The 19,875-nt window shown below is 73.0% G+C and carries 16 protein-coding genes; 10 read left to right on the top strand and 6 right to left on the bottom strand.

What is annotated here, in order from left to right; genetic code table 11:
* Window positions 1–97: 97 nt before the first annotated feature.
* From C2865_RS24765 to C2865_RS24730, 8 genes are all read left to right on the top strand, one after another.
* Window positions 98–1,456 (top strand): MFS transporter, encoded by a 1,359-nt coding sequence (locus tag C2865_RS24765; RefSeq protein WP_106400953.1) that lies wholly within the window; start codon window positions 98–100, stop codon window positions 1,454–1,456.
* A 201-nt stretch (window positions 1,457–1,657) separates the two neighbouring features.
* Complete coding sequence (locus C2865_RS24760) at window positions 1,658–2,548, top strand: LysR family transcriptional regulator (protein ID WP_198653570.1); 891 nt, start codon at window positions 1,658–1,660, stop codon at window positions 2,546–2,548.
* Between the two features lie 249 nt (window positions 2,549–2,797).
* Entirely contained in the window at window positions 2,798–3,634 is an 837-nt protein-coding gene (locus tag C2865_RS24755; RefSeq protein ID WP_232835800.1) for an ABC transporter ATP-binding protein, read from the top strand.
* The gene (locus tag C2865_RS24750) at window positions 3,631–4,461 is read left to right on the top strand and encodes an ABC transporter ATP-binding protein (protein ID WP_106400950.1); all 831 of its coding nucleotides are present in this window, start codon (window positions 3,631–3,633) and stop codon (window positions 4,459–4,461) included. The genes C2865_RS24755 and C2865_RS24750 overlap by 4 nt, the downstream gene beginning before the upstream one ends.
* Window positions 4,458–5,339 (top strand): branched-chain amino acid ABC transporter permease, encoded by an 882-nt coding sequence (locus tag C2865_RS24745; protein ID WP_106400949.1) that lies wholly within the window; start codon window positions 4,458–4,460, stop codon window positions 5,337–5,339. The genes C2865_RS24750 and C2865_RS24745 overlap by 4 nt, the downstream gene beginning before the upstream one ends.
* Window positions 5,336–6,340 carry a branched-chain amino acid ABC transporter permease gene (locus tag C2865_RS24740; protein ID WP_106400948.1) on the top strand — a complete coding sequence of 335 codons (1,005 nt, stop codon included), beginning with the start codon at window positions 5,336–5,338 and terminating at the stop codon, window positions 6,338–6,340. The genes C2865_RS24745 and C2865_RS24740 overlap by 4 nt, the downstream gene beginning before the upstream one ends.
* On the top strand, window positions 6,337–7,521 hold the full coding sequence (locus tag C2865_RS24735) for an ABC transporter substrate-binding protein (RefSeq protein ID WP_106400947.1): 1,185 nt from the start codon (window positions 6,337–6,339) through the stop codon (window positions 7,519–7,521). Before C2865_RS24740 ends, C2865_RS24735 begins: the two co-directional genes overlap by 4 nt.
* A 153-nt stretch (window positions 7,522–7,674) precedes the next feature.
* Window positions 7,675–8,280 carry a TetR/AcrR family transcriptional regulator gene (locus tag C2865_RS24730; RefSeq protein ID WP_106400946.1) on the top strand — a complete coding sequence of 202 codons (606 nt, stop codon included), beginning with the start codon at window positions 7,675–7,677 and terminating at the stop codon, window positions 8,278–8,280.
* 4 nt (window positions 8,281–8,284) lie between these two features.
* Here C2865_RS24730 and C2865_RS24725 read toward each other — a convergent pair whose 3' ends face one another.
* On the bottom strand, window positions 8,285–9,730 hold the full coding sequence (locus tag C2865_RS24725) for an MFS transporter (RefSeq protein WP_157963905.1): 1,446 nt from the start codon (window positions 9,728–9,730) through the stop codon (window positions 8,285–8,287).
* Between the two features lie 351 nt (window positions 9,731–10,081).
* On the opposite strand from C2865_RS24725, the gene C2865_RS24720 reads away from it, so the two are divergent.
* Window positions 10,082–11,557 (top strand): flavin-containing monooxygenase, encoded by a 1,476-nt coding sequence (locus tag C2865_RS24720; protein ID WP_106400944.1) that lies wholly within the window; start codon window positions 10,082–10,084, stop codon window positions 11,555–11,557.
* 14 nt (window positions 11,558–11,571) lie between these two features.
* Here C2865_RS24720 and C2865_RS24715 read toward each other — a convergent pair whose 3' ends face one another.
* The gene (locus tag C2865_RS24715; RefSeq protein ID WP_232835821.1) at window positions 11,572–12,804 is read right to left on the bottom strand and encodes a M48 family metallopeptidase; all 1,233 of its coding nucleotides are present in this window, start codon (window positions 12,802–12,804) and stop codon (window positions 11,572–11,574) included.
* Between the two features lie 175 nt (window positions 12,805–12,979).
* Between C2865_RS24715 and C2865_RS24710 the strand changes: the two genes are divergently transcribed.
* Window positions 12,980–13,642 carry a response regulator gene (locus C2865_RS24710; protein WP_106401310.1) on the top strand — a complete coding sequence of 221 codons (663 nt, stop codon included), beginning with the start codon at window positions 12,980–12,982 and terminating at the stop codon, window positions 13,640–13,642.
* Between the two features lie 7 nt (window positions 13,643–13,649).
* Here C2865_RS24710 and C2865_RS24705 read toward each other — a convergent pair whose 3' ends face one another.
* From C2865_RS24705 to C2865_RS24690, 4 genes are all read right to left on the bottom strand, one after another.
* The gene (locus tag C2865_RS24705) at window positions 13,650–14,873 is read right to left on the bottom strand and encodes a sensor histidine kinase (protein ID WP_106400942.1); all 1,224 of its coding nucleotides are present in this window, start codon (window positions 14,871–14,873) and stop codon (window positions 13,650–13,652) included.
* A gap of 148 nt (window positions 14,874–15,021) precedes the next feature.
* The gene (locus C2865_RS24700; protein WP_198653569.1) at window positions 15,022–16,395 is read right to left on the bottom strand and encodes an FtsX-like permease family protein; all 1,374 of its coding nucleotides are present in this window, start codon (window positions 16,393–16,395) and stop codon (window positions 15,022–15,024) included.
* Complete coding sequence (locus tag C2865_RS24695) at window positions 16,392–17,150, bottom strand: ABC transporter ATP-binding protein (protein WP_106400941.1); 759 nt, start codon at window positions 17,148–17,150, stop codon at window positions 16,392–16,394. Before C2865_RS24695 ends, C2865_RS24700 begins: the two co-directional genes overlap by 4 nt.
* Before the next feature lie 79 nt (window positions 17,151–17,229).
* Window positions 17,230–19,848 carry a glycoside hydrolase family 78 protein gene (locus tag C2865_RS24690; RefSeq protein WP_106400940.1) on the bottom strand — a complete coding sequence of 873 codons (2,619 nt, stop codon included), beginning with the start codon at window positions 19,846–19,848 and terminating at the stop codon, window positions 17,230–17,232.
* Window positions 19,849–19,875 lie beyond the last annotated feature (27 nt).

The following is a 19,875-nucleotide window of genomic DNA, read 5'->3' as shown; positions in this document are numbered from 1 at the left end:
GGCGCTGAGCTTATCCATTGAATGAATTACCCCTGGCCCGCCGATGTGATCCAGCTCATGCTCGAGCGATCCCACCCCCCCGAAGGAGGCGGACTCGATGAGTTCTCCCGGTCTGCGCGACCGTATCGACGACGGGCCCATGACGCCGTTCCAGTGGACCGCGATCGCCGTGTGCGTCCTGCTCAACGTCCTCGACGGATTCGACGTGCTGGTCATGGCCTTCACGTCCGCCGAGGTCTCCGACGAGTGGGGGCTGTCGGGCTCCCGGCTCGGGCTGCTGCTGAGCGCGGGGCTCGTCGGCATGGCCCTCGGCTCGATCTTCCTGGCGCCCCTCGCCGACCGCCTCGGCCGCCGCACGATGATTCTCGTCGGCCTGGTCCTGTCCTCCTCGGGCATGGGCCTGTCGGCGCTCGCCCAGAGCGCCGCGCAGCTGGGCGCGCTGCGGGTCCTCACCGGCATCGGCATCGGCGGCGTCCTGGCCAGCAGCAATGTGATCTCCGCCGAGTACGCCAACCGCCGCTGGCGCGGGCTGGCCGTCAGCCTCAACTCCACCGGCTACGCCATAGGCGCCACCGCCGGCGGCGTCATCGCGGCCTTCCTGCAGGACTCCGGCAGCTGGCGGTCGGTGTTCGCCTTCGGCGCCGTCGCCACCGCGCTGCTGATCCCCGTGGTGCTCTGGCGGCTGCCCGAGTCCCTGGACTTCCTGCTGTCCCGGCGTTCCGACCGGACCCTCGGCCAGGTCAACGGGCTCCTCGCCGGGATGAGGCAGCCGGCGCTCACCGAGCTGCCGCCCGCTCCGGACGGCGGCGCACGGGCCCCCAGGGCCGGGATCAGGCAGATCCTCTCACCGGACCTGCGCCGCAACACCCTGCTGACCTGGGCGGGCTTCTTCCTGGTGATGTTCGGGTTCTACTTCGTCACCAGCTGGACGCCCAAGCTGCTGGTCGAGGCGGGCATGTCGGCGAACCAGGGCATCACCGGCGGCGTCCTGCTCAACCTCGGCGGCATCTTCGGCACTGCGCTGCTCGGCGTCCTGGCCGCCCGCTTCGCTCTGAAGAACATCCTCACCGGCTACCTGCTCGCCACCGCCGTCCTCCTCACCCTGTTCGTCCCCGCCTCCCCCGTCTTCGGGCTGGTCCTCGCGCTGGGCGCGATGATCGGCGTCTTCGTCAACGGCTGCGTCGCCGGCCTGTACGCCCTCACCCCGGCCGTCTACGGCCCCTCCGTCCGCGCCACCGGCGTCGGCTGGGGCATCGGCATCGGCCGCGTCGGCGCGATCCTCGCGCCGACGGTCGCGGGCGTGCTCCTGGACGCGGGCTGGACCCCCGGACGACTGCTCCTCCTCGTCGCGGCCGTCCTGGTCCTCGGCGCCCTGGTCGTCACCGGTTTCCGCCTCGGCCGGGCCGAACCGTCCCGTCCGGCCCCCGGCGCCGCGGCCGCCGGCAGCCCGGCGTAGTCCGGCCGTCCACGAGTCCGGTCCCCGATCTCTGCCCGGAGACCGGACTCCCCTGCGGGCGGCCGGTCCGCGGGGAGGCGTCTCGCCCCCGGTCCGCTGGTTTCGGCGCCGGGGGCGGGATGCCCTAAGTTCGAACCACGCGAAAGAACCGTCGTCCCGGACGGCATGCGCGCCGCGCACACGCCGATGGCAGGAGCCCGGATGGACCTCGCACGCTACGACCTGAACCTCCTGGTCGCCCTGCGCGCGCTGCTGGAGGAGCGCAACGTCACCCGCGCCGGGGAGCGCCTGGGGATCACCCAGCCGGCTGCGAGCAACGCTCTCGCCCGGCTGCGGCGGCAGTTCGGCGACGAGCTGCTCGTGCGCAGGGGCCAGGCGATGGAGCTGACGCCGCTGGCCGCGAGCCTGCTGGACATGGTCTCGGCGACGCTCTCCCTGGCCGAGCGCACCTACGACGTCGTCCAGGAGTTCGATCCCGCCACCAGCATCCGGCGTTTCAGCGTCCGGGGGTCTGACTACGCCCTCTCGCTCCTGGCCGCCCCGCTGCGGCGGCTCGAGGAGGTCGCACCCGGGATCCGCCTCCAGCTGGGAGCCGTGCGGGGCGAGCACCTGCACGACCCCGAGGTCCTGCTCCGCCGCGTCGACCTGCTCGTCGTGCCCAAGGCGTGGCTGCCCGGATTCCCCTCCCTCCCCCTGGCCGCCGACGATTGGGTCGGCGTCGTCGACCGGGACCGCGGCCCGGCCGGCGACCGGCTCACGCTGGAGGATCTGGGCCGGCTCCCCATGGTCGGCCTCTTCGACGACCCGAGCAACGCCGGATCCCACATCAAGCGCCAGCTGGAGGTCCTCGGCATCACGCTCGCGATCCGCGTCTCCGTCGAGTCGTTCTTCGAGGTGCCGCTGCTGGTCGAGCACACCGGACGGATCGGCCTGCTCCCCCGGCGCTTCGCCGAGAAGGCCGCCCGTTCCGCCCGCATCCGATCGGTCGAGCTGCCCGTCCCGACCGCCGCGCTCCAGGAGGAGGCCTTCTGGCACCCGCTGGCGGAGTCCGACCCCGGACACCGCTGGCTGCGGAGCCTACTCACCGGCTGAGCGCCCGCGCCGACGCCTCCGCGACCCGTCATGGGATCCACGAATTCCGGACATCACGAGATCTTATTTCCGTGTGAGCGCCCTCACACCCTAGCGTTGTCCCAGGCCAGGCGGCTTAAGTCCGCCCGAGAGACGGTCTTCGCAACCGTCCCGAGCAACCCTCGCGAGCCTCGGTTCCCTTCTTGCCGGCCCGTGCTCTGGCACCCGGGCCGGATCGTCCCATCCCCCGTTCCTGAGGAGGAGAGCTCCGTGAAACCTGCTACCGACTCCGGCAGCAGACCACCCGATCCGTCCTTCTCGCGCCACGCGCTGGAGGTCCGGGACGTCGGCGTCTCCTTCCAGGGCGTGCGCGCCCTGGACGAGGTGGGCTTCGGCGTCCCCTCCGGCGGCGTCAGCGCCCTCATCGGGCCCAACGGCGCGGGCAAGACCACTTTGTTCAACTGCGTCAGCGGGTTGTACCGCCACGAAGGCGGCGTCCTGCTGGATGGTGAGGACGTCACCGGGCTCGGCCCGCACGCCCGCGCCGCGCGGGGCATCGCCCGGACGTTCCAGACCCCCGTGCTGCTGGACGAACTTCCCGTCCTGGACAACGTAATGCTCGGCGGGCACACCCGGACCAGGTCCGGTGTCCTGGCGACCCTGGTAGCCGGCGGCCTCTTCCGCTCCGAGGAGCGGCGTCTGCGCAACGAGGCGTCCCGGCTGCTGGACGCGTTCGGCATCGCGCACCTGGCGGGGACCGTCCCCGGTTCGCTGCCGCACGGCGACCGGCGCAGGGTCGAGGTGGCGCGTGCCGTCATGGCCCGGCCCCGGCTGCTGCTCCTGGACGAGCCCGCGGCAGGGCTGGACGCCGACGAGGCGCGCGAACTGCTGGAGACGGCCATGGCCGTCTGCGACGGCGCAGGAGAGGGGACGACGACGGCTCTGCTGGTCGAGCACGACATGGAGCTGGTCATGTCGGTGGCCCGGCACGTCATCGTCCTGGACGCCGGCAAGCTGCTGGCCACGGGGACTCCCGAGGAGATCGCCGAGGACCCGCGCGTCATCGCCGCCTACCTGGGAACCGAGATCGAGGAGGTCGGCCGATGACGTCCGAACCGCTCCTCCGGGTGGACGGCCTCACCGCGCGGTACGGCTCGGTGCAGGTGCTCCACGACGTCTCCCTCGACGTCCGTGAAGGCGAGATGGTCGCCCTCCTGGGCGCCAACGGCGCCGGGAAGACGACCCTGCTGCGGGCGGTGTCCCGCGTCGTGTCCACCGGCGGGACGTTGACGCTGGACGGCGCGGACCTGACCCGGCTCGACACGATCGGCGCGGCCCGTGCGGGGATCGGGCACGTCCCGCAGGGGCGCGGCACCTTCGGTGAGCTCACCGTCGAGGAGAACCTCCGCCTCGGTTCGATGGGCCGCCCCGGGTCCCTGCGCGGGGAGGCCGAAAGCGATCTCGAACGGGTGCACGAGATGTTCCCCGTCCTGAAGGAGATGCGGCGCCGGCCGGCCGGCGCCCTGTCGGGAGGCCAGCAGCAGATGCTCGCCCTGGGCCGGGCCCTGCTGGCCAGGCCGCGGGTCCTGCTCGTCGACGAGCCGTCGCTGGGCCTGGCGCCGCGCACCACAGCCGAGCTGTTCGAGGCGCTGGCCGGTATCCGCGCCTCCTGGTCGACGGCCGTCCTGCTCGCCGAGCAGAACGCCCGCCTGTCCCTGCGTGTCGCCGACCGCGCCGTCGTGCTGGCGCGCGGCGGGGTGGCGCGCTCCTGCGCGGCCTCCGAGCTCTCGGACGAGGCGGAGCTGCGCGCGGCCTACCTCGGAACGACCCCGGTTCGGACGACCGCAGCGAAGCGAGGATCGGCCGAACCGGCCCCCCGGGATCCGGGGACCGCCCCCCGGACCGACACGGACGCCGAGGAGGCGAGCCGATGACCGAGTTCATCCAGCAGATCCTGGCCGGCCTCGCGGCCGGCGTCGTCTACGCAGGCCTGGCGCTCGCCCTCGGCGTGGTGTTCCAGGGCACCGGAATGCTCAACCTCGCCCAGGGCGAGCTCGCGACCCTCTCGGCGTTCGGCGCGTGGAGCCTGGTCGAGGCCGGGATGTCGTTCTGGCTCGCGTTCCCCGCGGCGGTGCTGCTGTCGGCGGCGCTGGGCGCGGCCGTCGAACGCGTCCTGGTCAGACCGGTGGAAGGAGCAGGACCCATGGTGCTGCTGGCGGCGGGAGCCGCGATGCTGCTCGGCCTCAACGCGCTGATCGCGCTGGTCTGGGACACCGATCCCAAGACGTTCGCGTCGCCGTTCGGCGCCTCGTCGGTGGGCGTCGGCGAGATCCGGCTGACCAGCCAGCAGGTCGGCGCCGCGGTGCTGGTCCTGGTGACCATGGGGGTGATCGCCGCGCTGTTCCGCTTCACCCCGGTCGGGCTGAAGCTGCGCGCGGTGGCGACCAACCCCGACTCCGCCCGCCTGCTCGGCGTGCGCACCGGGCGCATGCTCGCCCTGGGCTGGGCGCTGGCCGGCGCGGTCGGCGCGGTGGCCGGGACGGCCGCCGCGCCGATCGCCGGCCTGTCCCCCGAGATGATGGCCGGGCCCCTGCTGCTGGCCCTGGCCGCGGCCACGCTCGGCGGCATGACGAGCCGCGGCGGCGCCGTCGTCGGCGGTCTGATCATCGGCGTGGCGGGCAGCCTGGCGAGCCGGTACGTGCCGGGACTGGGCGGCGACCTGCAGCTCGTCGTCCCGTTCGCGGTGATCTTCGCGGTGCTGCTGCTGCGTCCCCAGGGCCTGTTCGGCCGGGCTGCGACGGTGCGCGCATGAGCGCCCCGACCACGGCTTCCCGGCGGAGCCTGCCCTGGCCGTGGATCGCCGCCGTCGTCTGGGCACTGGCGGTGCCCTTCCTCTTCAGCGACTACGACCTGCTCCAGCTCTCGCGCGTGTGGTCCGTCGCGCTCGCGGTCGCCTCCCTCAACCTACTCAGCGGTTACGCCGGGCAGGTCAGCGCCGGGCACGGCGCGCTGTTCGGGCTCGGCGCCTACACCGGCGTCCTGCTGGTGGGCGAGGGCGGCATGCCCTGGCCGGTGGCACTGCTGGGCGCCCTCGTCCTGTGCCTGGGCGCCGGCGCGCTGCTGGGCCTGCCCGCCCTGCGCGTGGACGGCCTGGGCCTGGGCCTCATCACGATCGCGGTGGCCGCGCTGTTCCCGCTGGTGGTGACCCGCTTCGAGAGCCTGACGGGAGGGGCGGTCGGGTACGCGCTCGGCGCCCCGCCGCTGTCGGCTCCCGGCTGGACGGGGCTGGCGGACGCGCAGTTCGCCTACCTGGTCGTCCTGGCCGTGTGCGGGGTCGCCGTGCTGGGGCTGCGCAACCTGACCCGCGGCAGGTTCGGCCGCTCGCTCGAGGCACTGCGCACCAGCTCCCTGATGGCCGTCTCGAACGGCGTCGAGACCCGGCGGCTGACGCTCACCGTGTTCGCGTTGAGCGCGGGCGTCGCGGGCCTGGCGGGGGCGCTGAACGCGCTGGCCCTCACCCTGGTCACCCCCGACACCTTCACCCTGGCCTTCTCCCTGACGCTGCTGGCCGCGAGCGTCGTCGGAGGCACCCGATCCTGGGCCGGGGCCATCGTCGGCGGCGCGTTCGTCACCTACCTGCCGCAGCTCATGAGCGACAACATGGGCGGGGGCTCCTCGGGCCAGTGGGCGCAGGTGGCGTACGCCGCCGTACTGCTGCTGGTCCTCTACTTCGCCCCGCGCGGGGTGGTCACCTTCGTTCGCGCGGGCCTCGCACGCCTGGGCGCGCGCCGTACCCGGGAGAAGACGGCATGAGAGTCACCGAACGCGTCAGAAGGCCGCTCCTGCGCGCGACGGCGCTCCTGTCCGCGCTCACCCTGGCCGTCAGCGGCTGCACGCTGCGGTGGAACGCCCAGGAGGGCACGGGTCGCGGCGACATCGTGATCGGAGGCAGCTTCGCGCTCTCCGGCCCGCTCGCCGTCACGGGCGTCGTGGGAGCCGGGGCCCAGGCCTACTTCTCCCGGGTCAACGCCGAGGGCGGCGTCAGGGGCCGCAAGATCAGGTTCCAACTGCTGGACGACGCCTACGACACCTCGCGGCTGACCGCCAACATGCGCCGCCTGGCCGAGCAGGACGGGGCGACGCTGGTCATGGCCTTCGGCGGCCCGGCGATCTCCATCCGGCCCTATCTGGCCTCCCGCAAGGTCCCGATGGTGGCGCTGGCGGGCCAGAGCCCGTTCAGCGACGTGCGGGCCTTCCCCTACGCCCGCGCGTGGTGGCCGGACATCGCGCAGGAGGGCCGGATCGCCGGGTCCTTCCTGAAGTCCGAGTTCCCCGGGGCGAAGGCCGGGCTGCTGGGCCTGAACAACGACCTGACGCCCAGCCAGGCCGCCGGCCTGGAGTCGGCGGGCCTGACCCTGGCCAAGACCATCAAGGTGGCGCCCAACGTCGTCGATCTGGGCCCCCAGGTGAACGAGCTGCGCGCCGCGGGCGTGGACGTGCTGTTCCTGTCGGTCGGAGGCGCGGCGCAGAGCGCGGTGCTGCGGCTGATGGCGCAGATCGGCTACCACCCGAAGGTCATGCTCTACAGCGCGCAGAGCGAGTACACCACGACGCTGAAGCCCGCGGGCCCCGCCGCCGAAGGCGTCTACACCACCCAGTGGGCCAAGGACCCCGCCGACCCCCGCTGGGCCGACGACCCGATGGTCCGGCAGTTCACCGCCGACATGGACGAGTACGGCCACTCCGTCGACCGCGACAAGCTCCTGGCCCTCAACGGCTACGGTGCCGCGGCGGCCGTCGTCGAAGCCCTGAGGGAGGCACCCGATCTCACCGCCGAGGGCTTCCTCGAGAGCTGGGACTCCCTGCGAGGGGCGCCCAACCCGGCCCTGCTGCCGGACCTGTCCCTGAACGGCGGCCCCGACGGCAGGCTCATCCGCACCTACCAGGTCCAGCGCTACGACGGCCGGACCTGGCAGCGGGAGAACACTCCCTGAGAGACCGGCGAGGCCCGGAGTCCGTGCGCGGCGGATTCCGGGCCTCGCCGTCGCGCGCCCGGGAGTCATGACTCGAACGGCGGCCTTTCTTTTCCTGCTTCTGGACGAAGACGGCGGAGACTGGTGGGGCGGAGAGGCGGAAGGACGAGGACCTTGGACGAGCGGGCCGCCGATGTGGACGAGCGGGTGCTGGAGACGGCCATCAGGCTGTTCGCGGAGCTGGGGTACGACGCGACGTCCCTCGACATGATCGCGGGAGCGGTGGGATCGGACGTTTCGCGGTCGGCGCTTTTGAAGGACGGCAAGCCGGGTCTCTACCGGGCCGCCTTCGAGCACTTCTACGAACTGGACCGTCAGCGCTTCGAAGCCGCCGCGCAGGGGATCTCCCACGGTGTCGAGGGCCTCCACCTGCTGGCGGACACCTTCCTCGACTTCTCCCTCGCGCACCCGGAGATAGGCGCCCTGTGGGGTCACCGCGTGCTCAAGGACGCCATCGACTTCGACTTTCCCGAGCGGTTCACACCGCCTCTGGAGGTCATGATGACCTCCCGCACGTGGGAGGGGGTGCACCCGGACACCGACCTCCAGTTCCTCGCCTGGACCGTCATCTGGATGGTGCTCGGCTTCACCCACACCGGGCTTCCGCACGAGGACGGCCGTCGCCGCTACGCGGACGACCCTTCCGCCCTCCACCGGTTCCGCACACAGCTGCACCGGACGATCGACGCCCGGGTCCGCGCCCCGGACGCCGGACGGTGACCGGTCACGGCCGTCGGGCCCAGGGCTGCGGCGGGGACGGGGGCCGGTAGCGGGGCGGCTCGGGGCGGGCGCCGGGTTCACGGAACCAGACCAGGGTCGCGAACGCGGCCATGACGGACGCCGCGGCGCACACGAGCAGGCCGGTGGCGTAGCCGTCCCACAGGTGGTCGGGCCGGGCTACGGAGGCGTTGTGCAGGGCGACCGCGCCGACCACGGCGGGGCCCAGGCAGGTGCCGATGTTGCGGGCGGCGCTGACGGCGGCACTGGTCATGCCGGTGGAATGACCGGCTGCGGAGTTGAGCGCCGCGGCGGTGAGGGCGGAGACGACGAACAGGAATCCCACGCCTTCCAGCAGCAGGGGACCGGTCAGGGAGACCAGGGACGTCCGGCTGAGGGGGACGAAGGCCAGCCAGATCTCGCCGGCCGCCAGCAGCGCCAGGCCGCCGGTGATGAGGAGCCGCGCGCCGAGCTGGTCCATCAGCCGCGGGAGCGCCGGGCCCAGCAGGCAGGGAAGGCCCTGGAGGACGACGAAGAAGACGGCCGAGTCGGTCGCGGACTGCTGCTGGAACCCGAGCCGGATGCTGAGCGCGTACACGCTGCCGAGGAAGGAGAACATGCCGATGACCGCGGCGACCGTCGCCGTGGCGAACGCCGGGTCCCGGAAGAGGTCGAAGCGGAGCATCGGCGCACCGGACCGGCTCTCGACCGCGGCGAACACGAGCAGGGCGACCGCCGCGACGGGGAGGGCGACCAGCACCGACGGGGATTTCCAGGAGCTCCCCATGCCCTGGACCAGGCCGTACAGCAGGCAGGTGAGGCCGACGACGAGGCTGATCTGGCCGGGCCAGTCCAGCGCACGGCCGCGGGCCTCCCGGGAGTCCTCCGCGCACACCGTGGTGATGACCAGGCTCACCAGTGCGAGCGGCGCGACCCCGTAGAAGGAGGCGTGCCAGGAGAAATACTCGTTCAGAGCGCTGCCGTACAGGACGCCGATCATCGTGCCGAGGGACATGGCCATCGTCCAGGTCGCCACGCCCCGGGACCTGCTGAGGGCGGTGGGCGCCCCCGCCACGGCGATGGCCAGCGAGGTGGGGATCAGGGCCCCCGCCCCGACTCCGGTGACGGCCTGGCCGATCCAGAGCTGGTGGACGCCGTCGGCCGCCCCGGCGATGATCTCTCCGACGGCGACCACGGCCGCGCCCGCCATCAGGACGTACTTGCGGCCGAAGCGGTCGCCCAGCAGCCCGAAGGTGAGGGCCAGCACGGCGGTGGGCAGCAGGAACGCCGAGGTCACCCAGGCCAGCGCCATGTTGTCGAGGCCGTGGGCCTGCCGGATGATGCCGACGATCGGGGCGGGGACGACGGTCGCGACCTGGGCGATCACGATGGCCGCGCAGGCCGCGAAGAGGGTGCCGGGCGAGACGCCGGCGCGCCGCGAAGATCTGTTCACCATGTTTCCTCTGAACCCTGGACGGATCGCCCGAGCATGACCTGGATCACACCACACGACCAGCGTTAATCCATTCAATGGAAATCTGCTGGACAACAAAAACCGGAAACCGGGCGCGCCATCATCGCCATCAATTTCTACCATTCCGGATATTTGCGACATCGCCATCGAAATATTCGCACCACCGCCTCGTTCATCACCTTGGGTGACACATCGGTGACCATCCGGTGAGTCGAGAGTGTGGTGAGCACCGGTGGCGGCCGTCCCGTCCTAAGCTCGAAACGGTCCGCGGCCGCCGTCTCTGAGCTCGGCGAACGGCCATCCGATCACGCGACACCGAAGGCAGAACCCATGAGGATCGCCGTCATCGGCGCAGGCTTCGCCGGGCTGGGCACGGCCAAAGTGCTCCGTGACTTCGACCACGACGTCGTCGTCTTCGAAAAAGCACCCGACGTCGGCGGCGTATGGAGCGCCACCCGTCGCTATCCGGGACTGCGCACCCAGAACGACAAAGGCACTTACGCGTTCTCCGAGCTGCCGATGCCCCGCGACTATCCCGAGTGGCCGACGGGTGAGCAGGTGCAGCGCTATCTGGAGCTGTACGTCGAGCGCTTCGCCCTCGCTCCGTCGTTGCGGCTCTCGACCGAGGTCACCCGGGCCGCGCCCCTGGCGGACGAAACGGGCTGGGCCGTCACGGCAGGCGGGGTCACCGAGCACTTCGACCATCTGGTGGTCGCCAACGGGATCTTCTCCGAACCGTTCATCCCGCCGTTCAAGGGTGTGGAGGTGCTGGAGGCCGCCGGGGGGCGGATCCTCCCCGCGAGCGGCTTCCGCGAGCTCGGCGACGCCGTCGGCAGGCATGTGGTCGTGGTCGGCTACGGCAAGTCGGCCTGCGACGTGGCGGTCGAGACCGCCACCGTCGCCGCCACCACGACGGTCGTGGCGCGCGGGCTGCTGTGGAAGACGCCCCGGCGGATCGGCGGCCTCGTCAACTACAAGTTCCTGCTGCTCACCCGGCTGGGCGAGGGCATGTTCCGCTACATCGCCCCCACCGCCCTGGAACGGTTCCTGCACGGCAGAGGCGACGGCTTCCGCCGTGCCATGATCCGCGGCGTCCAGTCCGTGGCGTCCCGGCAGTACCGGCTCCCCGCCCTCGGACTGGTGCCCGGAGGCACCTTCGAGGACATCGCCCGCAGCACCGTCGGCCTCGTCACCGAGGGTTTCTTCGAAGCCGTCACCGAAGGCCGCATCAAGGTCGTCCGCGACCTGACGATCACCCGTTTCCTGGAGAAGGACGGCGCACCGCACGCGGAGCTGGCGGACGGCTCCCTCGTGCCGAGCGACCTCGTCGTCTGCGCCACCGGCTTCCGGCAGCGGGTTCCCTTCTTCGACGAGGACGTGCGGCGGCGCCTCACCGACGAGCGGGGGAACTTCGCGCTCTACCGCCACATCCTCCCGCACGACGTGCCGAACCTGACCTTCGCCGGTTACAACTCCTCGTTCTTCAGCCCCCTGTCGGCCGAGATGTCGGCGGTGTGGATCGCCTCCCACCTCGCCGGCCTGCACACCGTCCCTCCCGTCGAGGAGCGCCGCCGCGCCGTCTCCGAGCGGCTGGCCTGGATGGAGGAGCGCACCCGCGGGCACCACGCGCGCGGCACCAACGTCATCCCGTTCTCCATGCACAACATCGACGAGGTCCTCGACGACCTCGGCCTCAACCTCGGCGCAACGACCAAGGCCCTGCAGTGGCTGCTACCCGTCGACCCGGGCGACTACCGCCGCGTCAACACGAAACTGAGACATCGCCTCCGGCGAACAGCACCCTGAGCACCTCCACGTCCTCATCCGGGCGGCCAATGCCCCTCGAAGCCGCCATCCGAACCTGCCTTCCTTGGATGGGTTCCTCCCTCCGGTCGGTGGTAGAGGGCGGCTTCGGCGGCCTCGGTGAGGTTCCGCTCGATCCGGGTGGAGATCGCGGCGAGCTCGGCGTCGATCCGGTCTGCGGTCTCGGGTGAGAGCCTCACGCGCGGCTCGATCGCGGCCAGGGCGCGAACGTGGGAGGTGCGCAGCCGCGTCGGGGGATGAGTGTCGTCCACTTGGGTGTTCTCTCGTGCGGCGAGCCTGAGCCGCCGGTCGCGTTCGCCGTCGGGCAGGACCGCGACGGCCTGGTCGACACGGTCCCACAGGGGCAGCGGGGAGCGGGTCACCGGCGAGGTCCGGACCGTGAACGCGACGGTCGGCTCGAGGACGGTCATCGCCTCCAGCAGGCCGGCGACCGCTTCGGACGAGGCGACGCGCGCGGCGAGTTCGTCGGCGTGGTGCTCGGCGCGGCGGCCGGAGCGCAGGGTGGTCCGGTCCAGGCCCCGGTGGAGGAGGAAGACCGCCCCTCGGCACAGCCACAGGAGGGGGGTGAGCACCAGGCGGCTCATGTACATGAGGCCGTCCTCGTGGCCGGGAAGCTCGTCCGGGTCGAGCGTACGGTGCAGCCCGGTGAGGACGTCCAGGGCCGAACCGACGTACAGCCCGTGCCGGCAGTCGCCGTTCACCCCGTGAGCCAGTTCGTGTCCGATCAACGCGACCTTCTGGTCGGGCGTGAGGACCCGCCACAGCGGCAGGCCGAGCTGCACGGCCCGCCGTCGACGCAGGCCGAGCGCCATGGAGGAGGCGTTGAACTCGGGAGTGATCGCGATGACGTGCACCGGCCCGGCTCCGAGTTCGGCGGTCACCTCGTCGAACAGGGCGTACAGGTGCGGAGCGTCGTCCCGTGTCAGGATCTCGGCGTCGCGGTCGAGCCGTACGGGCCTTGGCATGAGCGTCACCGCGAGGACGGCGAGGACCGCGGCCAGCCCGTAGGCCACGACACCGCGTCCGGCGGTGGCCAGAACGGTCGCGGACGCGAGCAGCCCCAGAGGGAGGGTGTGCACCACCGTCGCGAGCGTGTACGCCCCGATCCGGGCCAGATCGATCCGGCCACGCGCCGCCGTGACCGTGCTCTCGCCCCGGTCTGCCTCGGCCTGCGGAAGCCCCCACTCGCAGGCCGCGCACCAGAGGGGAAAACCCTCATCGGCCTGCACCAAAGCCAAGCATTCAGGACATTTCACCCGCGCATCTTAGTGTTCTGACCGAGAAAGGCTCATCGGGCCGGTGTGAGCGCCTCTCGAGCCGAGGGAATGCCGCGGGACGTCGCCGTTCGGGGGTCGAGGCCCGATGGCGGGCTTCGGCGTCCGGGCGGGGGCCGATAATGGCGTGGTGATCGACAGGCGGCTGCGCGTGGTACTGGCCGAGGACTCCGTTGTGCTGCGGGACGGGATGGTCGAGCTGCTCGGGGCGCGCGGGTGCGAGGTGGTGGCCACCGCCGGGACGGCGGCCGAGCTGCTCGCCGCGGTGGCCGAGCACCGGCCGGACGTGGCCGTGGTGGACATCCGGATGCCGCCGACGCACACCGATGACGGCATCCGTGCCGCCGTCGAGATCCGGGCGAGGACGCCCGAGGTCGGCATCCTGGTGTTCTCGCAGCACGTCGAGACCGTCTGGGCCTCCCGGTTGCTGGCGGGCGGCGCGGCGGGCGTCGGGTACCTGCTGAAGGAGCGTGTCGCCCGGACCGCCGAGTTCGTGGACGCGTTGCACCGGGTCGCCGACGGGGGCACGGCGCTCGACCCGGAGGTGGTCACCCGGTTGATGCGCGGTGAGCGGCGCAGCCGGGTGGACGCCCTGACGCCGCGCGAGCGCGAGGTGCTGGAGCTGATGGCGCAGGGCCACTCCAACCGCTCCATCGCCGCGTCGCTGGTGGTGACGGAGCGTGCGGTGGAGAAGCACGTCGCCGCCGTGTTCACCAAGTTCGGCCTGCGGGCGTCGGATGCCGACAACCGGCGGGTGAAGGCCGTCCTGACCTATCTGGCGGACGGCGGTTGACCTTCCGTCACAGGCGGGTGGGCAGTTCGGCGGTGACCACCGTGGGGCCGCCGGGCGGGCTGTGGACCCGCAGGACTCCGTCCACCGCCGCGAGCCGTTCGGCCAGGCCGATCAGGCCGGTGCCGGGGCCGGGCACCGCGCCGCCGCGGCCGTCGTCGCGCACGGTCAGCCGGACCCGGCCGTCGACGGCGCTCGCCGCGAGTTCGGCCGAGCGGGCACCGCTGTGCTTGGCGACGTTGGTGAGCAGCTCGGCGGCGCAGAAGTAGACCGCCCGTTCGACCGCTTGGTCCGGGCGTTCCCGCAGGTCCAGATGGACGGTCGTGGGCACCGGCGAGGTGGCGGTGAGGCCCGGCAGCGCCTCGCCGAGGCCGCCGTCCAGCGCCACCGGGTTGATGCCCTGGGTGAGCCGCCGCAGCTCGGTGATGGTGTCGTCGATCTGGCCGCGGGCGCGGTCCACCAGGGCACGCAGCCGTTCGAGGTCCGCGCCGTCGGGGGGAGAGAGCGCGTCGTCGGCCAGCGAGAGGGTGATGGCCAGGGCGACCAGCCGGGCCTGGGTGCCGTCGTGCAGGTCGCGTTCCAGGCGGTGGAGCTGGTCGGTGTTGCCCGCCAGCAGGGTGACGCGGGCGGCCTCCAGCTCCCGGACGCGCTGCTGGGCGCGGGCCGGGCCGAGCAGCAGCCGGGCGAGCCGCCGGTTCGCCGCGCTCAGCGCCCGGATCGCGCCGGGCACCGCGGACAGCAGCACCAGGCCCAGGACGACGGAGACGGCGTCCAGCCAGGTGGCCGGCCGCGGTCCCGGTTCCAGCAGGCGGCCCCACAGCGGAAAGCCGACCAGCCAGCCGCAGCCGAGGGGAAGCACCACCGCGGCGGCGAACCCGAGCACGCCGAGCGGCAACCGCAGCACCAGGTAGAGCAGCGTCCGCCAGGCGACCGGATCGGTCAGCACGGCACGGCCGCGGGCGAGCACGCCCGCCGGCCGTGGCGGCACGGCCGGCGCCTCGACCCGCTCGCCGAGCAGCCGCCCGGCCAGCCGCCGGTGCAGCCCGCCGAGACCCCGCGCGCCCACCAGCGCGGCGACCACGAACGGCAGACCCAGCACGGTCAGCGAGAGCAGCACCCCCGCGTACAGGACGGCGAGCGCGTAGACGCCGCCGAACAGCCCGAGCGGCAACCCGACGACGGCGAAGACCCATTCCCCGCCCCGGACCGAAAAGTACCGGCGCCGCTCAGCCACGGCCTTTCCCCGGCCCCTCAACCGACTCTCCCTTCCGCCGCCCACGACCACCGCCCACCGGCCCGCCGCTCCACTCAGCCATGGCCATCACCACCGACCCGCCTCTCCGCTCAGCCACGACCACCGCCCACCGGTCCCACTGTGCCGCTCAGCCGCGGTCGCCGCTGACCGGTTCCGTGGCCGGGCCGCGGGCCGTGTGCAGGCCGGTGGCCAGGATGCACGGGATGGTCAGTGCCGCTGCGCCCGCGACGATCCGCCAGCAGTCGGCCAGCGGGACGGGGGGCATCGCGGAGCCGGTCACGGCCGTGCTGAACGCCGCCGAGGCCGCGGCCGCGACCGCCGTGCCGAGCAGGACGCCCACCGCGGCGGTCAGCACCGCCTCCACGGTCAGCATGCGCAGCAGTTGCGGGCGGGTCGCGCCGAGCAGCCGCAACAACGCGAACTCGCGGCGCCGGTCGGCGGTCACGGCGACCAGGGTGTTGACGGTGGAGACGGCGGCGAAGCAGACCAGCAGCGCCAGCTCGGCCTGGCGCAGCCAGACGTCCGTGTCGGAGGTGACGCTGGTCGCCGTCCCGCTCGCGGCTTGCCCGGCGGTGTGCGTCATGACCGCCATGGTGCCCGCCAGCCCCACGAGCAGCGCGACCGGCACCACGGCGGACGACAGCCGCCGCGCGTACCCGCGCAGGTTGGCGTCGGCCAGCCACCCCGTGCCGGGGGCCAGCGCCCGTACCGGCGCGCCCAGCGCGGCCGCCAGGACGCGTGCCGCGAGTGGTCCCGTCAGGGCGACGGCGACCAGCAGGACCAGCGAACCGAACAGTGCCGCCTGCCCTGCCTCGTCCAGCTGCTCGACCGGGCGCGTCGCGGCCAGCCGCAGCAGCAGGCCGCCGCCCGCCAGCGCGCCGATCCCGGCGAGAAGGCGCGGTGCTCCCGTCCGCCCGTGCTCGGTCGAGCTCGCGGTGAGGGCGGCCGCGGGCGCGATCCGGGAGATCCGCCGGGTCGCGACGGCCGAGGCCGCCAGGCCGACGGCGAGCGCGGCGGCCAGGGCGACCAGCATCGGCGCCGGTGTCCCCGGCACTCGCACGCCCGGTGCCGCCATCCCCCGCCGCTGCAGTTCGGCGAGGAGGCCGCGGGCCGCCGCCGCACCGGCGGCCCAGCCCGGCGCGGCCATCAGCAGCGTGGTCGCGACGACCTGGCCGCGGACCAGCCGCCGCACCTGGCGGGGCGTCGCCGCGATGGTGCGCAGCAGGGCGAGCTCTCGGTGCTGCTGGCGCAGCGTGAAGCCCAGCGCGTTGACCACCACGAAGAACGCGATCAGCACGGCGATCTCGCCGAAGGCTCCGGCGATCACCATCAGTCCGGGTCCGGCGACCGCCTGCCGGACGGCCGCCGGGGTGGCGACGTCGGTGGCGAACAGCGAGCCGAACAGCGTCACGGTGGCGATGGCGAGGAAGAGCGCGACCGCCGTCCCGGCGAAGGCGGCCGGACGCCTGCGCATCTGCCCGAGGGCGATCGAGGCCGTCACGCCCCCTCCCCCAGCCGGCTCAGGCGTTCGCCGACCCGCGCGGCGGTGGGCCGGTCGATCTCCTCCGCCACCAGGCCGTCGGCGAGCAGCAGCACCCGGTCGGCGTACCCGGCGGCCACCGGATCGTGGGTCACCATCACGCAGGTCCGGCCGTCCTCGTCCACGCCGGCGCGCAGCAGGGCGAGGATCTCGTGCCCGGTGGCCCGGTCGAGCGCGCCGGTCGGCTCGTCGGCGAAGAGCACACCGGGCCGGGAGACCAGCGCCCGTGCGATCGCCACCCGCTGCTGCTGGCCGCCGGACAGCTCGCCCGGCCGGTGCCGTTCCCGTCCGGCCAGCCCCACCCGGGCGAGCGCGTCCAGCACCCGCTCCCGGCCGGGCCGCTCCCCGGCCAGCCGCCCGGGGAGTTCGACGTTCTGCGCGACCGTCATCGCCGGCATCAGGTTGAACGCCTGGAACACGAACCCGACCCGGCTGCGCCGCAGTTCCGCCAGCCGCCGCTCCGGCATCCGGGACACCTCGGTACCGCCCCACCAGACCGAACCCCGGGTGGGCCGGTCCATCCCGGCGAGGCAGTGCAGCAGGGTCGTCTTGCCGGAGCCCGAAGGCCCCATCACCGCCGTGAACGTCCCGGGCGCGAAGGCCGCCGACACCCCGCGCAGCGCCCGCACGGCGGCGGTGCCGCGCCCGTACTCGCGGTGCAGGTCCGCCGCCCGGGCGACGGCCCCCGCCCCGATATCCGTCTCTGTTTTCGCCATGCCCTCATCCTCGGCGGACGGGGGCATGGAGATCGATCGTGCCCGCACCCGAACCGAGGGTTCGGAAAACCGAACCAGGTCACCGGCAGCTGATGCGCCCGGCCTGTTCGCGGATCGGCACGGTGTACACGTGGGTGCCGGAGGCGGCCTCGAAGGGTTCCCGGCCGGGGAGTTCGATCTCGGCGGTGGTGCCGGGGGGCACCGTCGCGGTGAGAATAAACGTCCCGTCCTCGATCTTCCAGCCGACGGCGGCGGGACCGTAGGGGGTGTGGTGTTCGGCGGAGGCGTGGGTGAGGCCGCCGCCCGGCCGGGGGGCGATGCGCAGCCGGCGGTGGCCCGGGGCCGCGGGGGCGAGGCCGGCGACCGTCCGGTGGAGGAAGTCGGCGACCGCGCCCAGGGCGTAGTGGTTGAAAGAGGTCATGTCGCCGGGGTTGACCGTGCCGTCGGGGAGCATGCTGTCCCAGCGTTCCCAGATGGTGGTGGCCCCCATGGTGACCGGGTAGAGCCAGGACGGGCATGCGCGCTGGAGGAGCAGCCGGTAGGCGGTCTCCAGGGAGCCCGTGGAGGCCAGGGCGTCGCAGATGAGCGGGGTGCCGACGAAGCCCGTCGAGATGAGGTGGCCGTCGTGGGCCACGAGTTCGGCGAGCCTGCGTCCGGCGCGTTCGCGCTGTCCGGGTTCGTCGATCATCCCGGTGTGCAGGGCGAGCGCGTAGCCGGTCTGGGTGTCGGCGGCGAGCCTGCCCGCGGGGGTGACGAACTCGGCGCGGAAGGCCTCGCGGACCTCCTCGGCCAGCGCGCCGTAGCGGGAGGCGTCCCGCTCGTGCCCGAGCAGCTCCGCCGTCCGCGCGAGGACCCGCGTGGTCCAGGCGTGGTAGGCGGTGGCGACGAGCACGGGATCGGTGCGGGACTTGGCGGGCTGGTCGGGCGGCGCGGTGGGGTCGAGCCAGTCCCCGAACTGGAAGTCCCCGTCCCACAGGTGGTCGTCGCCCGCGCGTTCGGCGATCTGGTCCACCCACGCCTTCATGCTCGGGTACTGCGCGGCCAGCAGGCCCAGGTCGCCCGTGCTCCGGTAGAGCGTCCAGGGGACGAGGACGGCGGCGTCGCCCCACGCGGCGGCGGGTGTGGCGGGGAAGACCAGGTCGATCCACGGGACGTAGTGCGGGACCGTTCCGATCTCGGCCTGCTCGGCGGCGAGGTCGGCCAGCCAGGAGGCGAGCGGGCCGGTGCAGTCGTAGAGGAACGCGGCGGCGGGGGCGAAGACCTGGATGTCGCCGGTCCAGCCGAGCCGTTCGTCGCGCTGCGGGCAGTCGGTGGGCAGGTCCACGAAGTTGCCGCGCATGCTCCACACGATGTTCTCGTGCAGCTTGGTGAGCAGCGGGTCGGAGCAGGAGAACCAGCCGGTGCGCCGCATGTCGGTGTGGCACACCACCGCTTCGACGGCGTCCTCGGCCAGGTCGCCGGGCCAGTCGACGACCTCGGCGTAGCGGAAGCCGTGCACGGTGAAGCGCGGCTCCCATTCCTCCACGCCCTCGCCGCACAGGGTGTAGGCGTCCACGGAGTAGGCGCTGCGCAGCGGCCGCAGCGACAGCTCGCCGTTCTTCTCCAGGACCTCGGCGTGCCGCAGTGTCACCGTGTGCCCGGCGGGGCCCTGGACGCGGATGCGCAACCGTCCGGAGATGTTCTGCCCGAAGTCCAGGATGGTCTCCCCCGCGGGTCCGGTCAGCACGGCCTGAGGCCGGAGCGTCTCCACCCGCCGGACGGGCGGGCCGGTGGGGGCGACCAGGAGCGACGGGTCGTGGTCGAGTTCGTCTGCGGCCTTCCAGCCCGAGTCGTCGAAGCCGGGCTCGGACCAGCCGGAGGGCAGCAGGCGCGCGTCGTACTTCTCGCCCTCGTAGAGGCTCGCGGCGATGACGGGGCCGGATGCGCACCGCCACCGCCCGTCGGTGACGAGACGTTCGGCCGTCCCGTCGGTGTAGGTGATCTCCAGCTGGGCGATGAGCGCGGTCCGGTCGCCGTAGAGGGCGGTCCTGCCCCCTTCGAAGCCCACGCGGCCCCGGTACCAGCCGTCGGCGAGCATCGCCCCGATGGCGTTGCCGCCCCGCGACAGCAGCCCGGTGACGTCGTGGGTCCGGTAGCGCAGGCGGTGCCCGTAGCTGGTCCAGCCGGGGGCGAGGACCTCGTCGCCGACGGGCCGTCCGTTGATCTCGAGGTCGTACGTCCCGTGGGCGGTGACGTACAGGCGTGCCGAGGCGACCTCGCCGGTCAGCGTGAACTCCCGGCGCAGGAGGACGGCGGGGCCGTCGCTCGGCCCCAGCAGTTCCGTGGGCGGCCCGGCTGCACGGGCGTGCCACTGGCCGGGGTCGAGCAGGCCTGTCTCGACGAAGGAGCGCTCGCTCCAGTCGCCGGTCGAGCCGTCGTCTCCGTGGACGCGTACGCGCACGCCGCGGCGCTGCCGCGAGCCGAGCGGTTCGCCGGGCCACGCGACGAGGACGGAGTCGCCGGACTCGACCAGGCCGGTGGCGTGGACCGGGCGGCCGTTCTCGTCGCTGATCTCGAGTTCGTAGCCGCGCTGCCGCCAGCCGGGCGCCGAGGTCGCGACGGTCCAGGAGAGGCGGGGTTCGGCCTCGCCGACGCCGAGGGGTTCACGGTGGTGCTCGAACGCCGGAGGGCCGGCGTGCGGGACGGAGGGTTCGGACACGGGGAGGGGTGCTCCTTGGTCGGTTCG

Origin of the sequence: Actinocorallia populi, assembly GCF_002995495.1 — a bacterium.
Lineage (GTDB): Bacteria > Actinomycetota > Actinomycetes > Streptosporangiales > Streptosporangiaceae > Actinocorallia > Actinocorallia populi.
The sequence above is the reverse complement of the archived record's forward strand: the minus strand, read 5'-3'. Positions and strand labels throughout refer to the sequence as shown.